Below are 16741 nucleotides of genomic sequence, written 5' to 3' on the forward strand. Positions count from 1 at the left end.
AAGAGGGACGTCGAGCCGTCCTCATTAAATTGAGCGAGAGGTAAGAAAGTGCCAGGCCTCGTTCACGTTGTTGACGACGACGAGTCCTTTCGGACCGCGATCGAGCGCAGGCTGAAGCTCGCGGGATATGAGGTCGCGACCTATGCCTCAGCGCTGGAACTGCTGGATTCGGCGCCCGATGACGAGCAGGTGGGGTGTATCCTGCTCGACGTACGGATCCCGGGGCTGAGCGGTCCCGACCTGCAGGCCCGGTTGATCGCGTCCGGTTCCGTGCTGCCCATTATCTTCCTGACCGGCCATGCCGACACGCCAACCACCGTGCGCGCGATCAAGGCGGGTGCGGAAGACTTCCTGACCAAACCGATATCCTCCGAGCAGTTGCTCGATGCGATCGAGCGCGCGTTGGCCAGTCAGCAAACGGCGCGCACCCAGCGCAGCAGGCTTGATGCTTTTCGTGGTCATCTGGCCACGCTGACGCAGCGCGAGCGACAGGTGTTTGATCTCATTGTGCGCGGCCGAATCAACAAGCAGATCGCGCATGAACTCGGAACCGCCGAACGCACAGTGAAAGCGCACCGTCACCAGGTGATGGGGAAGATGCAGGTTCATTCGCTGGCGGAACTCGTTTCGATCGCAGAGCGGCTCGGAATACTCGATTCGAACGACCATTAGCCGCATCGTCGCAGCGGTACGGTTCTCCCCGCTGTGATGCCCCAAAGGACAATGCTGAGGCGTGTTGACAGTGCACGGCGAGCCGTATGCAATAGTGCAATGTCCGCTCGTAAACGCGGCGCAATTGTATCCAGTATCCCACCGCCGTTTCCCGGAAAGGCAATCGCCTTGCCCCTACGCGAGTCCGTTTTCGTCGTCGATGACGATCCGTCCATGCGTGCCAGCATGGACAGACTTCTGCGCCGACACGGGTTCGACACTACGCTGTTCGACACCGCGGGTGCCTTGCTCGATCATGGCAAGTTCTGCACCGCGATTTGCATCATCCTCGACATCAATCTTGGCGCAAAGTCAGGCATCGACGTGCGTCGCAGACTGGCTGAGAACGGCGTCATCGTGCCGGTGATCTATGTAACCGGTAATGATTGCCCCGCGAACCGTACCGCGGCTATCGCGTCGGGCTGCTTCGCTTATCTGACAAAGCCATTTTCCGCAGAATCGCTAATCGAGTCGGTGATGCGCGCCGCTGCCGCATAGGCCGCGAGCGCTCACTCCTCGACATATTGCTCCAGCGTCTTCGCCGGCGCACCGTTGCGCACGGACGCGAACTGAGCCAGCGGAACCGAGGTCGTGAGGGCCAGGAGGTTCGAATCGACGAGCTCGAGCGTCAGCGCCTTGCCTGATGCCATCTCCTTGAGGGACTTTGGCGACGCCACGTCGGCTGCGATGCAGAGGTTGGTGACACACCAGGTATAGGGCACGCGGAAGGGAGTGCCGTGGTCGACCGTCAATTTGGGGGCTTGTTGCAGGTACATGCCGACAGGCACGAACAACTGCAGCCGGGCTGTGGAAGCGTCCTCGCGCTCGATCAGGTCGATGCGCACGGCCGTCTGACCGGTCGGGAATTTGCCTGTTATCGAAGTCCGGCACAGCATCGGCGCACCGCCGGCCTTGAAGCAGAGTTTCTGCCAGGCGCCATAGCTGATGTCCTTTGCTTCGCGCTGGCCGCGCGTTGCGACCTCGGCGGGCTTGTCGGCTTGCGCGGCCTTCGGCGCGGCGACGCCTGAGCCTGTGGCGGCTCCGACGGCTGCAACCATCAAAAGGCCGGAGAGACAATCAAGAGGGCGGGGCATCGTCGCGTCTCCGGGATATGAGCTCATTTCTGCGCATCGAGGAACTTCGTAACCAGGGGTGACCAGAGTGGGATCGCTTCTGGCGAGCCGATGAAGAAATGCCCTTCATTGCCGAACGGCGGCATCAGATGATATTCGGCCCGACCGCCGGCGGCGGTGAAGGCGGCATGCATGCGCTTGGACAGATCGGGTCCGAAGAACGTGTCGTTCTCGATGTAGATCCACAGCATCGGCACGCGCGAGGTGCGGCCGAAATCCGCGGTGGCCTCGACCAGCTTGTCGGGCGCGCAATTGTTGTTGGGCTTGCCGCCGACCCGGCCGCCGCGGCCTGCGGCGAAGGTGATGATCGCCTTCACCTGCGGCGGGTTCACGCTCGACAAGGCGATCGAAGCCCAGCCGCCGGCGGATTGACCGACCACGATCACGTCCTTCGGGATGATCCGCTTCTCGGCGGCCAAATAGTCGATGATCCAGAGATCGACCTGCGCGACCGCTAGGCCCGCATCGTGGAAATTGGGATTGGTGCACTTACCGACCTTCGAGAAGAACGGGCCAAACAGTGCGCGCTCGGGAATGTCGATGGCGGCTGCGCCATAGCCGGTGCCGACCGGCGCCACCACCAGATAGCCGCGCTTGGCGAACCATTTGGCGGCATCACGGAATTCCACCAAAGGAAAGAAGCTGCGATCGGTCGGGCTGAGCGAGACGCCATGGTTCATGATCACCAGCGGGAAGGGGCCGTCGCCGACCGGGCGCACCAGATAGGCGAACATCGGCAGCGGCAGCGGGAGTGCCCAGACTTCTTCCTGGATGCGGACCTCGTCCTCGGCGCGCACGGGCGATGCGACGACGAGAAGGACGAGGAGGGTGGTCGCAAGAGCCTGGAGCAATGCAGGCATGCGATGCATCGCGACCTCCCTCATCCCGAAAACGTCGCGGCGACCACGATCGGACCGAGCACCGTCAGCACGACATTGCCGACCGCGTAGGGCACGGCGACGCCGAGCACCGGCGTCTGACTCTCGGCGACGTCGCAGGCACCGGTGACGGCGGCATCGACCGTCATGGCGCCGGCCAGCGCGCCGCAGGTCACGACCGGGTTCATGCGCAGCAGGTAATAGGCAACGAGCGTTCCGACCGTCATCGGGATCAGCGTGACGACGATGCCCATGCCGACCAGCAGCAGGCCATGGGCCTGGATCGCAGACCAGGCGGCAAGACCGTTGCCGAGCCCGACCGCCGCGATGAAGCCGCCAAGGCCGATGTCGCTCAAAGTCTGCTGCGCCGCCGGCGGTAGCGCGCCCATGGTCGGCTTGCGCGAGCGCAGCCAGCCGCAGACGAGACCAGCGATCAGCGCGCCGCCGCCGCCACCAAGCGTCAGCGCGACCGCGCCGATCTTGAAGCTGGCAAGCCCGGCCAAGAGACCGACGGCGATGCCGGCGGCAAGGAAAGCGATATCGGTCCGGTCGCTCGCGTTCAGCGCGTGACCGACCTGAGCCGTCGCCCGTGCGATATTGCCGGTGCTGCCGACCAGCGTCATGAGATCGCCGAGATAGACGCGCGTTTCGGGCCCGAGCGGCACTTCACGCCCCATCCTCGTGAGGGCGCGCAGGAAAACGCCGCGTGCGCTGTCGCCGACGATATCGGCCACCTCCTTGATCGAGCGGCCGTGCAGCCTGCGGTTCTCCACGAGCACGTCGATCACGTTGCCTGGCAGGCTGCGCAAGAGCTCGTCCGCATCGATTTCCTCGCCGATGACGGGCTTTGCCGCGACGATGGCCGCAGTCGGGCCGGTCAGGACGATGTCGTCGCCGTTCTCGAGAGCGGTATTGCGGTGCGGCGCAATATCGGCGCCGCGGCGCACGATCCGCTCCACGACGGTGCGGCTGCCGATCTCCGCCTCGATGGCTTCGACCGTGCGGCCCGCCGCGGCCGAGATGCGATAGGCGCGGGCCTGGAATTTGCGATAGGACAGATTGTCCGTCTTCGCTGGCGCACCGCCGGCAAGCTCAGCCTCGAGCTTTTTCGCTTCCGCCTTCAAATCGATCCGCATCAGCCGCGGCGCGACGAAGGGAACGAACAGCAGCGTCAGGATGTAGCCGAGCACGTAGGTTACGGCGTAGCCAGCCGCGATGTTGGCCTCCTGCTGCTTCAACACATCGGCGGAGAGGCCGAGCTGCGCCAGTGCGCCCGATGCCGTGCCGATCACCGAGGATTGCGTCAGCGCGCCCGCGGTGAGGCCTGCGGCCGTTCCGGTGTCGAGCTTGAACGCATGAGCGAACATGAGCACGAGCATGAGGCCCGTCGCGCCGATCACCAGCGCCAGCACGACCTGCGCTAGCGTCCGCACACTCAGCGAGGCAAAGAATTCCGGTCCCGACCGGTAGCCGATCGTGAAGACGAAGAGGCTGAACAGGATCGCCCGCAGGATCGGTGGGAACGTGAAGCTGCCGAGCTGTCCGATCAAGACGGCGACGATCAAGATGCAAGCGGTGGTGCCGATCGAGAAACCACGAACCTTGATGCGGCCGAGGATGGTGCCCACCGCAATCGCCAGCAGCAGGAATATCTCCGGTGCGGTGGTGATGATCCACCTGACGGTTTCCATGGTCGCATTCCCCCGGCGCTTTGGTGCGATTTGGTTGGCGGTGCGGGGGACATTGCTTGATCCAGATCAAGCCTCGGCAAAGACGAGGCGATGCCTATGACCTCATGAAATGTTTGCGACAGCCCGTATTGCCGACATGAGCACCCTGTACGTCGCCGCCGGCGCGATCCGCCGCGATGAAACGGTCGAGATCGTCCTGCTGCTCGCCTTCGCCGGCGGCTATATCGATGCCTATACCTGGATCATTCACGGCGTGATGGCGAATGCCCAGACAGCCAATGTGATTCTTCTTTGGGTCTATGCGACCGCCGGCGATTGGGCGAAGGCCTTTCACTTCGTGCCGCCGATTTTGGCCTTTTCGGTGGGAGTTGTGATAGCTGCATGGTTGCGCCGCATCGCCGGCGAACGAGCCAGCGCCATCAGCACGCTGGTAGAGATACTGCTTCTGGTTGCGATCGGAATCCTGCATAACCGCTTGCCGGATCTCGCAGGCACACTCGGAATCTCGGTCGTGGCGGCAATGCAGGCCGCGGCTTTCACAAGGGTCGAGGGCACGGCCTGCAGCACCGTGATGATCACCGGCAACATGCGCCAGGGGATCGAGACCATCTTTGCTGCCGCATGCAGGGGGGCGCCAGTCGGGGCGCTGCGCCGGTCGGGCATCTTCTTCGCATTATGTGCTGTGTTCGGGTTAGGCGCCGCAGTCGGTGCCTACGCCACCAAGACCATTCCCAACCTCGCGCTCGGCATTCCCGTGGTGGCGTTGCTGATTGTCCTGTTGCGTTGCGAAGCGCCGCATCGCGAGGTCTTGCGATGAATACTAGCCTCCAACTGGCCTGGACCCGGTTCTTTCCGCCGGCCGGCTGGCTTGGCGCTTACAAGCGCGAATGGCTGCCATCCGACGCGATCGCCGGCATCACGCTCGCCGCTTACGCCATCCCGGTCTCGCTCGCCTATGCCGCGCTCGCCGGCTTGCCGCCGCAGGTCGGCGTCTACGGCTACATGCTCGGCGGCATCGGCTACGCGTTGCTGGGGTCATCGCGGCAGCTTGCGATCGGCCCGACCTCGGCGATCTCCCTGATGATAGCCGCCACCGTCGGCGCGCTGGCCGGCGGCGATGCACTGCGTTATGCCCAGATCGCGAGCCTTGCAGCTTTTGCGGTGGCCGTGCTGTGCTTCATCGCCTGGCTGTTCAAGCTCAGTGTTTTGGTCCGCCTCGTCAGCGACAGCATTCTGGTCGGCTTCAAGGCCGGTGCCGGGCTCACCATCATCATGAGCCAATTGCCGAGCCTGCTCGGTGTTGCCGGTGGCGGCCACAATTTCTTCGATCGCGCCATCAAGCTGGGCGGTCAGCTCGGCGGCATCGATCCGCTTGTGCTCGCCATCGGCGCCGTCGCGCTCTTGTTGCTCCTGCTTGGCGAGCGGCTTTTGCCGGGCAAGCCCGTCGGCATCACCATCGTTGCGCTTGCGATCATTCTGGCAACCCTTCTGGGCCTCCCGGCCCTCGGTGTGCCCGTCACCGGGAAGATACCGGAAGGGCTGCCGGCGCTCGGAATCCCGACATTCGGCCTGCTGGAGTTCGACGATCTGTTTCCGCTGGCGGCAGGTTGCGTGCTGCTGGCCTATATCGAAGGCGTATCGGCAGCCCGCAGCTTTGCTGCCAAGCACGGCTATCCGCTCGATGTCCGTCAGGAGTTCCTGGGATTGGGCGCGGCGAACCTCGCCGCTGCCTTAGGCCATGGCTATCCCGTCGCCGGCGGCCTGTCGCAATCGGCCGTCAACGACAGTGCCGGCGCGCGGACACCGTTGGCGCTGGTGATCTGCTCGGTGGCGCTCGGGCTATGCCTGTTGTTCTTCACGGGGCTGCTGACCAATCTCCCCAAGGCGGTGCTTGCGGCGATCGTCTTCGCCGCCGTCTACAGGCTGGTCGATGTTCGTGCACTGCTACGAATGTGGCGGGTCAGTCGGATCGATTTCTACGCCGCGGCGATTGCCCTGATCTCCGTGCTGCTGCTCGGCATCCTCCAGGGCATTCTGCTGGCATCGGTCGCGTCGATCTTCCTGCTGCTGGCGCGGGCCTCGCGGCCAAACGTCGCATTCCTCGGACGCTTGCCCGGCAGCGGCCGGTATTCGGACAGTGCGAGGCATGAGGGCGTCGAGCCGCTGGTTGGAATAATCGCCTTCCGGCCCGAAGCGTCGCTGCTCTACATCAATGCCGAGACGATTCTGGAAACCGTCCTGATCGCCCTCCGGGGGTCGCCGGGCGTCCGGCTGGTGGCCTGCGACCTGTCGGCGTCGCCCTATATCGATCTGGCAGGCGCGCGCATGCTTCACGATCTCCATGACGAACTTGCATCACGCAGGGTGACCTTCTGCATTGTCGGCGCTCATGCGCAGCTCCGCGACCTCCTGCGCGCCGAAGGACTCGCGGCCAAGACCGACAGCGGCCAGTGGCTGCGGTCGCTCGATAGCCTGCTGAGCGATGATCAGGCGAGCACCGCGCCACGAACGGCCTGACGCCTTCCTATTGCGTTGCGAACGGCATGGCATTGGCTGTCACAATGCAACCGACCGTTGACTTGGATCAATGGAGCGACCGGCGCCGCACTCACGATCCCGCATCACCTTCGCCCTCAAGGATCGGGAGAGACAGATGTCCAAAGAGCCCAAGGCCGCGCACAAGCGCATCGACCAGTTCTTTTCCGGCCCCGGAGCGCGGGCGGACGACTGGCGTGATCTGGTCGAGGCCGCCAAGACCTGGGCCCGGGTCGGCAATCGCGCGGTCTACGACGCGGCGCTGGCCGAGCTATCGGTCACGGAGGAGTTTCACGGCTATCCCGGTCTGCAATTGATGGCGGCGCTGCGGGAGGCCGCGGCTGCGGGCGACGGGGCAACCTCGTTGGCGCTTGCGAGCCGGATCAGCCAGGCACTGGCGACGCGATCCTTCCGCCAGCATGCCGGCGACTGGAGCGTGAAGGACGACGGCACTGGCGATGCGCCCGAACTGGTGCCGCCGAGCTTCGGCGCGCACACCGCACGCAGGCCCTATTTCGAGACCCTGATCGTCACCGGCGTGTCACCCAGCCAATGGCCGGCGCTCGCCGCCGAATGGCGCAAGCTGCGGCGTCCCGTCGATGGCTTCATCTATGAGCCGGTCATCGTCGGGAGCCTGGAGGATGCCTTCTGCGCGACGATGCTCAATCCCAACATTGGCGCCGTCATCATCAACGAAGGCTTCGCCCTGCGCTCGCGGCACGATGCCCCCGTGCTCCGCTCGATCACGGCCGCGGCCGGTCTCAATGACGAGGCCGACGCCTCCGCGCTGCGGCTCGCCCAGATCATCAAGCGCGTCCGACCCGAGCTCGATCTCTACATGATCTCGAACCGCGACGTCGAGGAGCTCGCCGGCAATCCTGAGGCCGACGTCGTCCGCCGCATCTTCTATTCCGTGGAAGAGCTTTTGGAGCTGCATCTGTCGATCCTCGAAGGCATCCAGGATCGCTACGACACTCCATTCTTCGACAATCTCAAGAAGTACGCGCAGCGCCCGATCGGGACGTTCCACGCGCTGCCGATCGCCCGCGGCAAGTCGATCTTCAAATCCGACTGGATCCGCGACATGGGCGAGTTCTACGGCCCGAACCTGTTTTTGGCCGAGAGCAGCGCCACCACGGGCGGCCTCGACAGCATGCTCGAGCCGACCGGCAACATCAAGAAGGCGCAGGAGAAGGCCGCTCGTGCGCTCGGCGCCGACCGCGTCTTCTTCGTCACCAACGGCACCTCGACCTCCAACAAGATGGCGGTGCAGGCGCTGCTCGCGCCCGGCGACATCGCGATCGTCGACCGCAACTGCCACAAGTCGCACCATTACGGCATGGTGCTGGCCGGCGCTCAGCCGCTCTATGTCGAAGCCTTCCCGATGACGGAATATTCGATGTATGGCGCGGTTCCGCTAAAGACGATCAAGCAGGCGCTTTTGAGCGCCAAGGCTGACGGCCGGCTGGACCGCGTCAAGATGATCGATCTCACCAATTGCACCTTCGATGGCCACATCTACAACACCCGCCGGGTGATGGAGGAATGTCTCGCCATCAAGCCGGACCTGATCTTCCTATGGGACGAGGCCTGGTTCGGCTTTGCGCGCTTCTCGCCGTTCCTGCGCCGGCGCACCGCCATGGGCGCCGCCAACGAGATCGAGGCGTGGATGCGCGATCCGAAGTCGGTCGCTGCCTATGAAAAGCAGCAAGCCGAGCTCGGCAAGAATCCGTCCGAAGAGGTTCTGCTCAAGACTCGGCTTATCCCCGACCCCCGGCAGATCCGCCTGCGCGTCTACCAGACTAACTCGACCCACAAGTCGATGTCGGCGATCCGGCAGGGCTCCATGCTCTCGGTCAAGGACATCGAATTCCACACGGTCGAGCAGCAATTCAAGGAGGCCGTGTTCACCCACGCCTCCACCAGCCCGAACCAGCAGCTCATCGCCAGCCTCGATATCTCGCGGCGGCAGATGGAGCTTGAAGGTTATGGGCTCGTCGCCAATGCGATGGAGATCGCGCTCGCGGTACGCCAGGCGGTCAACAACAATCCGCTGATCTCGAAATATTTCCGCATTCTCGGCGCCGATGTCATGGTGCCCGCGCAATACCGTCAGAGCGGTTTTACTGACTATCTCGCGCCAGGCGTGAACTGGGTCACTGCGCTGAAGAGCCTCGACGACGACGAGTTCTGCCTCGACCCGACCCGCATGACGCTGGTGTGCGGCATGGCCGGCTATGACGGCACCCAGTTCAAGGGCATCCTCGCCAACGAGTACAACATCCAGGTCAACAAGACCTCGCGCAACTCGGTCCTGGTCCAATCCAACATCAACAACACCCGCAGCGACGTCGCACATCTCGTGCGCGTGCTCGCTGAGATCGCGGGCGAAGTCGATCGCGGGCTGGCGCAAGGCGGCGCCAATGCGCGCAAGACGTTCGAGGCGCGGGTCAAGAGCCTGATGACTGACGTGCCGGACTTGCCGAATTTCTCGCATTTCCACCCGAGCTTCCGCGGCGATGCCGGCGCCAAGACCAACGAAGGCGACATCCGCTCCGGCTTCTACGCGGCCTATGACGTAGCGGGTTGCGAGCACATCCGCCTCAACGATCCCGAGATCGACCGGCGGCTGAAGGCCGGCCCCGAACTCGTCTCGGCGAACTTCGTGATCCCCTATCCGCCGGGCTTCCCAATCATGGTGCCGGGCCAGGTCATCACCCAGGAGACCATCGACTTCATGCGCAAGCTCGATGTGAAGGAGATCCATGGCTACGACGCCAAGGAAGGGCTGAAGCTCGTGCGCACAGAAGCTCTGGCGAAACTCGGCCGGCCGAAGCCGGCCGCATCGCCCAAGCTCAAGGCTGCCTCATAGGCTTGGAGGGGACGAACATGCAGGGCTTTTTCCAGTTTTTGCAGCAGTATCCGTATCTGCTGCTGTTCTTCGTCGTCGGTCTCGCCGTCTATATCGGCCGGGCCAGCATCAAGGGTTATGGCCTCGGCATGGTCGCCGGTGCCATTGTGGTGGGCGCAGGCATCTCGGTCTGGGCCTCCAGTTATGGCGTGAAGCTCGAGCTGAACAATTTCGCCAAGAGCCTGTTCTATTACCTCTTCATGTACGGCGTGGGCTTGCGCGTCGGTCCGTCCTTCATCAACAGCCTGAGGGGAGATGGCGTCAAGTTCCTGTTCCTCGCGGTCGTGTCCAGCATTCTGGGCCTGACCCTGGTCGTGCTTGGTGCGAAGCTCTTCGCGTTGCCGCCCGGCGCGGCCGGCGGCATGCTGGCGGGGTCGCAGACCATGTCGGCGGCGATCGGTTCGGCCGAGCAGGCGGTGACCTCAGGTGTCGTCAAGCTGCCCGAGGGCATGAAGCCCGAGGAAGCGTCCGGCATGATCGCGCTGTCCTACGGCATCACTTACATCTGGGGCACCGTTGGCATCATCCTGATCTGCAAATATCTGCCGCGCTGGTGGGGCGTCGACGCCAAGGCTGCCGCGAGGCGGTATGAGCAGGAGTTCGGCGTCAAGGATCTCGAAGGCGGGGGCCTGACCGGCTATCGGCAGTTCGGCCTGCGAGCCTACCGGCTGGAGAATCCAGCGACGGTCGGGGTGAGCATCGCAAAATTCCGCTCGGTCAATCCGGAGTACCGGATCGTCAATGTGGGACGTAACGGCGAGCCGCAAGGCGCCGATGCCGACCTTGTCCTACAAAAGGGCGACATCGTCGCGCTCGGTGGCGCGACCGAGCATCTCACCGAGAAGATGGGTCTGATTGGTCCGGAGGTCGCAGACGCCAAGACGCTCGGCGTTCCCATGGACCAGGCGGATATCCTCGTCACCAACAAGGAGATGGTGGGGCGCACCTTCGAATCCTTCCGCGACACGGCGATCGCCGGCCAGTTGCAGGTGACCAAGGTCGAGCGCGGCGGCGTGCAGATCCCGGCGGGTCTCAAGACCAAGCTGGAGCGAATGGATATCGTCTCCGTGGTCGGCTTGAAGTCCGCGGTCAACGAGCTCGGCGAGATGTGGGGCCGAATCGCGCGCGCCAACACGTCGACAGACCTGCTGACTCTGTCTGTCGGCATGATCCTCGGCTTCCTGATCGGCATGATCGAATTCCCCGCGTTCGGGGCCAAGGTCGGGCTTGGCAACGCAGGTGGCCTGCTTCTGTCAGGCGTGATCGTGTCCTCGATCGTGTCGCGTCTGCGCTTCTTCGGCAACACGCCGAATGCGGCGCGCAACGTGCTCGAGGATCTCGGCCTCGTCGTCTTCGTCGCCATCGTCGGCGTCAATGCCGGCGCGGGCCTCTTGGCACAGCTCACCGGTGCGGTCGCCCTGAAGATCTTCATCGTCGGCTTCATTGCCTGCACGATCCCGCCGTTCATCGTCTGGGCGATCGGCTTCCACGTCTTCAAGATCAATCCGGCCGTGTTGATGGGCGGCGTTGCCGGCGCGCGGTCGCATTCGGGCCCGTGCCGCGAGGCCGCAGTCGAGATCCAGAGTTCCGTGCCCTGGATCGGATTCCCGGTCGGCTATGCCGTCTCGGGCATCCTCCTCACCATCTTCGGCTACTTCGCGATGATCCTGGCGCAATGACTACAAGAGAGGAAAGAAACGTCATGAGGAAAGTTACTATCGGCGCCGTCCTGATTGCATCGATCGCAGCCGCTACCGGATTTAGCACGCCGTCGCGTGCAGACACGGGCCAGGTTGCCGTCGTGTTCACCAAGGGCGGATTTATCGTCGGCGTCGGGGGCGGCGAAGGTGTCCTGCTATACCGGGGCAAGAAATATCCCTTCACCGTGTCCGGCATGAGCGTCGGCTTGACGGTCGGAGCGTCGACCACGAAGTTCGTCGGCCGAGCCCTCAATCTGAAGGGGCCGGCATCCATCGAAGGCTCTTATGCCGTGGGGGGAGCGGGTGGGGCAGTCGCCGCAGGCGCCGGTGCCGTTCAGTTGCAGAACAGCAATGGCGTGATCCTCCAGCTCAGCGGCCCGCGGGTCGGCGCGGAAGTATCGGCGGCCGTCGGCGGCGTCACAATCCGCTTGAAGTGATCCGAACAGGCGACGGGCTGCGCCACCGCAGCCCGTTCGCGTTTCAATATCGCTCGGCGACGAAATTCATTCCCTTTAGGCTGGCCTGGTCGTTGTAGCGTCCCTTCTCGGAGCGCTTCGGCAGCTTGATCTTGTCCTTATTGATGCGCTTGTAGGGGATCGCGCCGAGGAGATGCGCGATGCAGTTCAGCCGTGCCTTTCGCTTGTCATCGGAGCGGATGATGTACCACGGCGCTTCCTTCGTGCTGGTCTGCTTGAGCATCAGATCGCGAGCTCGCGAATAGTCGTACCAGCGCCGGTAGGACTCCAGATCCATCGGGCTCAGCTTCCATTGCCGCACGGGGTCGTCGATGCGCGCATGGAAGCGGCGTTCCTGCTCGTCCATGCCCACTTCGAGCCAGATCTTGATCAGGATGATGCCGCCATCGATGACATATTTCTCCATCTGCGGGCACAGCGTGAGGAAGCGCTCGTGCTCGGCGGGGGTGCAGAAGCCCATGACGTATTCCACGCCCGCGCGATTGTACCAGCTTCGGTCGAAGATCACGATCTCGCCGCCGGCCGGAAATCTCTCCATGTAGCGCTGGAAGAAGAGTTGCGTCTTCTCGCGGTCGGACGGCGCCGGCAGGGCAACGACGCGGAACACGCGCGGGCTGACCTTCTCGGTGATCGCCTTGATCGTCCCGCCCTTGCCGGCGGCGTCCCGGCCTTCGAACAGTACGATGACCCGCAGCTTGTTCTCCCGCACATAATCCTGGAGGTGGCACAGCTCGACCTGGAGCTTTTCAAGCTCCTTCTCGTAGTCCTTACGCTTCATCCGCTCCGCAGATACGTCCTTGGCCATGCCGATCCTTCCTGTTGCTCGTCAATCGTCCCAGGAGATGGTCACGCCGATGTCGCCGGGCACACCGCCAGGGAACTCGATGATCTGATAGGAGATGCGATAGCCGCGCGGTTTCAGATAATCGGTCCAGAGCTGGAAGATCTCTTTGGGGATGCCGGTCAGGGTGTTCTCCCAGCCCTTCTCCATCTGGTTGATAGCGCGTCCCTTGTCGGTGCAGAGGGAGTTGGGGAAACGATAGACCAGCACCTCCGTCAGGCCATTTCGCACCGCACGCTGGATGATGGTCGAGGCGAGCTTGATCTTCTCCTCCTCGGTCTTGCCGGAGGGCTTGCGCAAGCGCTCGATCAGCGCGCGCTTCTCGGCCTCGGCAGCGGCTGCGAGGCGGACATATTCGTCGGCCTTCTCAGCCTCCTTGAGGGCGGCTTCCTTTCGAATCTGGGCGGCGTTGGGGATGAGATCGTCGAGGCCGGGCATGGCTGCGGCTCCTGATGGTTATCCAATCAGCATCCGGGGAACGCTAAGTCCGGCGGAGGGCGTTCCCTTGATTCAAATCAAGCAAACCGAAAGCCTGTCTGAGCACAGTGGCACACATGCGCATTTGACCGGGAGAGACGTTTGAGCGACCAGCTTCATCCGATTGCCCCGCACCATCTGCCATTCTATCTCGCGCCGGGCAGCGGGACCGATACGCTGATGGTGGTGATGGGCATATTTCTGATCGGGACGGTGCTCTGGGTCGGCACGCTCTATTGGAAGCTGCACAGCCTGCCGGAGCGGATGGCGCACAAATCGCAAAAATTGCAATTCGAGTTCGTTGCAGTGCTCGGCCTGATCTCGCTGTTTACGCATATGCATATCTTCTGGATTGCGGGGCTCCTGCTGGCGTTGATCGATCTTCCCGATTTCGGCACACCGCTGCGTAGCATTGCCGGGTCGGTCGAGAAGATTGCAGAGGCGACGCCGGCCGGCAATGGCGAGGAAATCCCGACAGACGCTGCGGCTACGCCGCCTCCAGCAGGAAAGCCGGGGCCCGCCAAGGAGAAGGAGCCGAGCCATGCTTGAGCTGCTGATCTGCTCGCTCGTCACGATCCTGCCGGACTACCTCTACCGTCGCTACGCCCAGGGCAAGCGTTTTGGCAAGGAGATCACCTTCTTCTCGGTCTGGTACGAGCTGCGCTGGGGCATCACCGCCTGCCTGATGCTGACGGTGTCGCTGATCACGATGATCTTCTATTTCCATCCGTCCACGTCGTCGGCGACGCTCTATTTCCGCACCGTGCCGATCCTGCCCGAAGGTTCGGGTCGCGTGGCGGAGGTCAAGGTCGGCTTCACTGCGCCGGTGAAGAAGGGCGATGTGCTGTTCACGCTGGACGCCTCGAAGCAGCAGGCCGCCTATGAGACGGCGAAGCGAAAGGTCGCTGAGGTCGACGCGGCCATGCAGACGGCGCAGGCCGATGTGGTCAAGGCCGAGGCGCAGATCGGAGAGGCGAAGGCTAGTTATCAGCAGGCCAAGGACGAGCTCGAGGTCAAGAGCGAACTCCAGCGTCGCAATCCCGGCATCGTCCCGCAGCGTGATATCGACAAGCTCCAGGTGCTGGTTGACCAGCGCCAGTCCGGCATCGATGCCGCGACGGCCGCGAAGCAATCGGCATCCTTGCAGGTCACCACCCTGCTGCCGGCACAGAAGGCCAGTGCGGAGGCCGCGCTCGACCAGGCCCAGGTCGATCTCGACAAGACCCTCGTGCGCGCCGGCGTCGATGGGCGAGTCGAGCAGTTCCTGGTTCGCCCCGGCGACGTCGTCAATCAGCTGATGCGCCCCGCCGGCGTTCTCGTTCCCGAAGGTGCTGGCCGCAAGGCGCTTCAGGCCGGTTTCGGCCAGATCGAGGCGCAGGTGATGAAGGAAGGCATGGTGGCGGAAGCAACCTGCATCTCGAAGCCATGGGTGATCATCCCGATGGTGATCACGACGGTGCAGGACTACATTGCTGCCGGACAGTTCCGATCCGGCGAACAGCTGATCGATCCACAGAACGCCGTCCGTCCCGGCACCATCCTGGTGTTTCTGGAGCCGCTTTACAAAGGCGGCCTGGATGGGGTCACACCCGGCAGCAGCTGCATCGTCAATGCCTACACCAGCAATCACGAGGAAATCTCGGCCAAGGACACTCCGACCAGCCGGAAGATCGCGCTGCACGTCGTGGACGGCGTCGGCCTCGTACACGCGCTGCTGCTGCGTATCCAGGCGCTGTTGCTGCCGATCCAGACACTTGTGCTGAGCGGTCATTGAACGGCCCAGGAAGGAATGACGATATGTGTTCACGGAAGGTGGTCGCGCTCGGCACGGCGCTGCTGGTCCCGCTGCTTGTCATGGGTGGCCGTGCCGTTGCTCTCGACCTCAACGGTGCATGGGTGACCGATTCCGACAATTGCCCCAAGGTGTTCGCGCGCAAGGGGATGCAGCTCGGCTTCACCGACATGTCCGATGTTTATGGCGGCGGCTTCATTGTCGATGGCGAACAGATCATCGGCAAGTTCGCCCGCTGCCGGATCAAGGCGCGGAAGGACGACGGTCCGACCGTCAACCTGGTTGCGGCCTGCGCGACCGACATGATGCTCTCCAGCGTTCAATTCAGCCTGAAAGAGCTGGATGCAAACAGCCTCATCCGGCTGTTCCCGGGCATGGAGGACATGGAGATTCGCTATCACCGTTGCCCGGCGCCTTAGCGACAAGTTGTGCCGGCCTTGACTCATGTCAAACAAACCGGCGGCCGGCGCATCTCAATGTCCCTCATTCTAGGAGGACTCGCAATGAGACCAACAACAAGCTTTAGAAGGACATTGTTCGCTACCGGCGCAGCGTTGCTGCTTGCTGCGACCTCGCCGGCACGTGCGGATGACCCGGCCAAGATCCTCAAGTCGATGACGGACTATCTCGGCAGCCAGACGACACTGTCCGCTTCATTCGATAGCGATATCGAGATCATCACCCCCGAGCTCCAGAAGATCCAGTTCGCAAGCTCCGGCCAGTTCAAGCTGGGCCGGCCCGACAAGCTGCGCGTCAGGCGCACCGGCGGCTATGCCGATGTCGAGCTGGTCTATGACGGCAAGACCGTCTCGCTCTACGGCAACGACGCCAAATCCTATATGCAGGCCGAGATGGCAGGCACGGTGGATCAGATGATCACTGAGATGCAGACCCATTCCGGACTCGGCATGCCCGGTACCGATTTGCTGCTCACCAACGCATTCGAAGAGCTGATGGCCACGGCCGCCGACGGCAAGCATGTCGGGCAGGGCGTGATCGACGGCGTCGAATGCGAGCATCTCGCATTTCGCACGCCCGACACGGACTGGCAGATCTGGATCGAAACGGGTGCAAAGCCGGCGCCGCGCAAATACGTGATCACCAGCAAGACGGTCACGGGCGCACCGCAATACACGCTGCGGACCAGAGACTGGAAGACCGACGCCTTTGCCGAGGATACGTTTGTATTCAAGGCGCCAGCCGGCGCCACCAAGGTCGACATCAACTCGGTCGCGATGGCGGATTTCGACGAACTTCCTCCGGGCACACCGACAGGAGCCAAGAAATGATCATGCTGCGGAAAGCCTTGATCGGCGCGGCCGCAATGGTCGCCTTTGCCGCCGGACTGTCCTGGAACGGTGCGCCGCGTATCGACGAGAGCGGCTTCCTTTCGGAGGCGCAGGCGAGGGTGGGACGCCCCCTCACGCCCATGAGCTATGCCGGCGTCGCGCGTCGAACGACGCGCCGGGCGGTTGCAGTTGGCGCCGCGGCGGGAGCCGCCGGGGCCTATTATGCGCCCTCCTGCGCGCAGGTCGTGGACGCTTATGGGCGGGTCGTCACACGGTGCTGAGGCCCGCCTCGGGGCTGTCCGTGCGG

Annotated in this window: 17 protein-coding genes; 12 read left to right on the forward strand and 5 right to left on the reverse strand. The window is 63.4% G+C overall.

Annotation, left to right across the window (positions count from 1 at the left end; all coding sequences use genetic code 11):
- Window positions 1-48 precede the first annotated feature (48 nt).
- Together ACNJX8_RS12375 and ACNJX8_RS12380 are read left to right on the forward strand one after the other, a co-directional pair.
- Window positions 49-672, forward strand: coding sequence for a response regulator transcription factor (locus ACNJX8_RS12375; protein WP_439360822.1), 624 nt, complete (start codon window positions 49-51; stop codon window positions 670-672).
- Window positions 673-771: 99 nt separating this feature from the next.
- Entirely contained in the window at window positions 772-1209 is a 438-nt protein-coding gene (locus tag ACNJX8_RS12380; protein WP_439360823.1) for a response regulator transcription factor, read from the forward strand.
- A gap of 11 nt (window positions 1210-1220) precedes the next feature.
- Here ACNJX8_RS12380 and ACNJX8_RS12385 read toward each other — a convergent pair whose 3' ends face one another.
- Genes ACNJX8_RS12385 through ACNJX8_RS12395 form a run of 3 tightly spaced genes read right to left on the reverse strand, consistent with a single transcriptional unit; the run spans window position 1221 to window position 4413 of the window.
- Window positions 1221-1805 carry an invasion associated locus B family protein gene (locus tag ACNJX8_RS12385; protein ID WP_439360824.1) on the reverse strand — a complete coding sequence of 195 codons (585 nt, stop codon included), beginning with the start codon at window positions 1803-1805 and terminating at the stop codon, window positions 1221-1223.
- Window positions 1806-1828: 23 nt separating this feature from the next.
- Window positions 1829-2704, reverse strand: coding sequence for an alpha/beta hydrolase family protein (locus ACNJX8_RS12390; protein ID WP_439361895.1), 876 nt, complete (start codon window positions 2702-2704; stop codon window positions 1829-1831).
- Window positions 2705-2724: 20 nt separating this feature from the next.
- Window positions 2725-4413 (reverse strand): aspartate:alanine exchanger family transporter, encoded by a 1689-nt coding sequence (locus tag ACNJX8_RS12395; RefSeq protein ID WP_439360825.1) that lies wholly within the window; start codon window positions 4411-4413, stop codon window positions 2725-2727.
- 136 nt (window positions 4414-4549) lie between these two features.
- On the opposite strand from ACNJX8_RS12395, the gene ACNJX8_RS12400 reads away from it, so the two are divergent.
- From ACNJX8_RS12400 to ACNJX8_RS12420, 5 genes are all read left to right on the forward strand, one after another.
- A complete protein-coding gene (locus ACNJX8_RS12400; protein WP_439360826.1) occupies window positions 4550-5230 on the forward strand; it encodes a YoaK family protein in 681 nt (226 codons plus the stop codon).
- Entirely contained in the window at window positions 5227-6930 is a 1704-nt protein-coding gene (locus ACNJX8_RS12405) for a SulP family inorganic anion transporter (RefSeq protein ID WP_439360827.1), read from the forward strand. Before ACNJX8_RS12400 ends, ACNJX8_RS12405 begins: the two co-directional genes overlap by 4 nt.
- A 136-nt stretch (window positions 6931-7066) precedes the next feature.
- Complete coding sequence (locus ACNJX8_RS12410) at window positions 7067-9820, forward strand: decarboxylase (RefSeq protein WP_439360828.1); 2754 nt, start codon at window positions 7067-7069, stop codon at window positions 9818-9820.
- A 17-nt stretch (window positions 9821-9837) separates the two neighbouring features.
- The gene (locus ACNJX8_RS12415; protein ID WP_439360829.1) at window positions 9838-11538 is read left to right on the forward strand and encodes an aspartate:alanine exchanger family transporter; all 1701 of its coding nucleotides are present in this window, start codon (window positions 9838-9840) and stop codon (window positions 11536-11538) included.
- A gap of 23 nt (window positions 11539-11561) precedes the next feature.
- The gene (locus tag ACNJX8_RS12420) at window positions 11562-11996 is read left to right on the forward strand and encodes a hypothetical protein (RefSeq protein WP_128932320.1); all 435 of its coding nucleotides are present in this window, start codon (window positions 11562-11564) and stop codon (window positions 11994-11996) included.
- A gap of 43 nt (window positions 11997-12039) precedes the next feature.
- On the opposite strand, the gene ppk2 is transcribed toward ACNJX8_RS12420, so the two are convergent.
- Entirely contained in the window at window positions 12040-12840 is an 801-nt protein-coding gene (gene ppk2 / locus ACNJX8_RS12425) for a polyphosphate kinase 2 (protein WP_128932321.1), read from the reverse strand.
- A 21-nt stretch (window positions 12841-12861) separates the two neighbouring features.
- Window positions 12862-13314 (reverse strand): hypothetical protein, encoded by a 453-nt coding sequence (locus tag ACNJX8_RS12430; protein WP_128956321.1) that lies wholly within the window; start codon window positions 13312-13314, stop codon window positions 12862-12864.
- A 141-nt stretch (window positions 13315-13455) separates the two neighbouring features.
- Here ACNJX8_RS12430 and ACNJX8_RS12435 point away from each other — a divergent pair, with 141 nt between their 5' ends.
- The 5 genes from ACNJX8_RS12435 to ACNJX8_RS12455 all read left to right on the forward strand — a co-directional run bounded on the left by ACNJX8_RS12435 (window position 13456) and on the right by ACNJX8_RS12455 (window position 16715).
- Window positions 13456-13902: a hypothetical protein gene (locus ACNJX8_RS12435; RefSeq protein ID WP_245473500.1), complete on the forward strand. Its 447-nt coding sequence runs from the start codon at window positions 13456-13458 to the stop codon at window positions 13900-13902.
- The gene (locus ACNJX8_RS12440) at window positions 13895-15127 is read left to right on the forward strand and encodes an HlyD family secretion protein (RefSeq protein ID WP_128956320.1); all 1233 of its coding nucleotides are present in this window, start codon (window positions 13895-13897) and stop codon (window positions 15125-15127) included. Before ACNJX8_RS12435 ends, ACNJX8_RS12440 begins: the two co-directional genes overlap by 8 nt.
- Before the next feature lie 38 nt (window positions 15128-15165).
- Window positions 15166-15564: a hypothetical protein gene (locus ACNJX8_RS12445; RefSeq protein ID WP_245473499.1), complete on the forward strand. Its 399-nt coding sequence runs from the start codon at window positions 15166-15168 to the stop codon at window positions 15562-15564.
- Between the two features lie 84 nt (window positions 15565-15648).
- Entirely contained in the window at window positions 15649-16434 is a 786-nt protein-coding gene (locus tag ACNJX8_RS12450) for a DUF2092 domain-containing protein (RefSeq protein WP_439360830.1), read from the forward strand.
- Between the two features lie 2 nt (window positions 16435-16436).
- Window positions 16437-16715, forward strand: a complete 279-nt coding sequence (locus ACNJX8_RS12455; RefSeq protein WP_439410337.1) for a hypothetical protein — start codon at window positions 16437-16439, stop codon at window positions 16713-16715.
- Window positions 16716-16741: the final 26 nt, after the last annotated feature.

The organism is Bradyrhizobium sp. SPXBL-04 (assembly GCF_051853035.1).
Classification (GTDB): domain Bacteria; phylum Pseudomonadota; class Alphaproteobacteria; order Rhizobiales; family Xanthobacteraceae; genus Bradyrhizobium; species Bradyrhizobium zhanjiangense.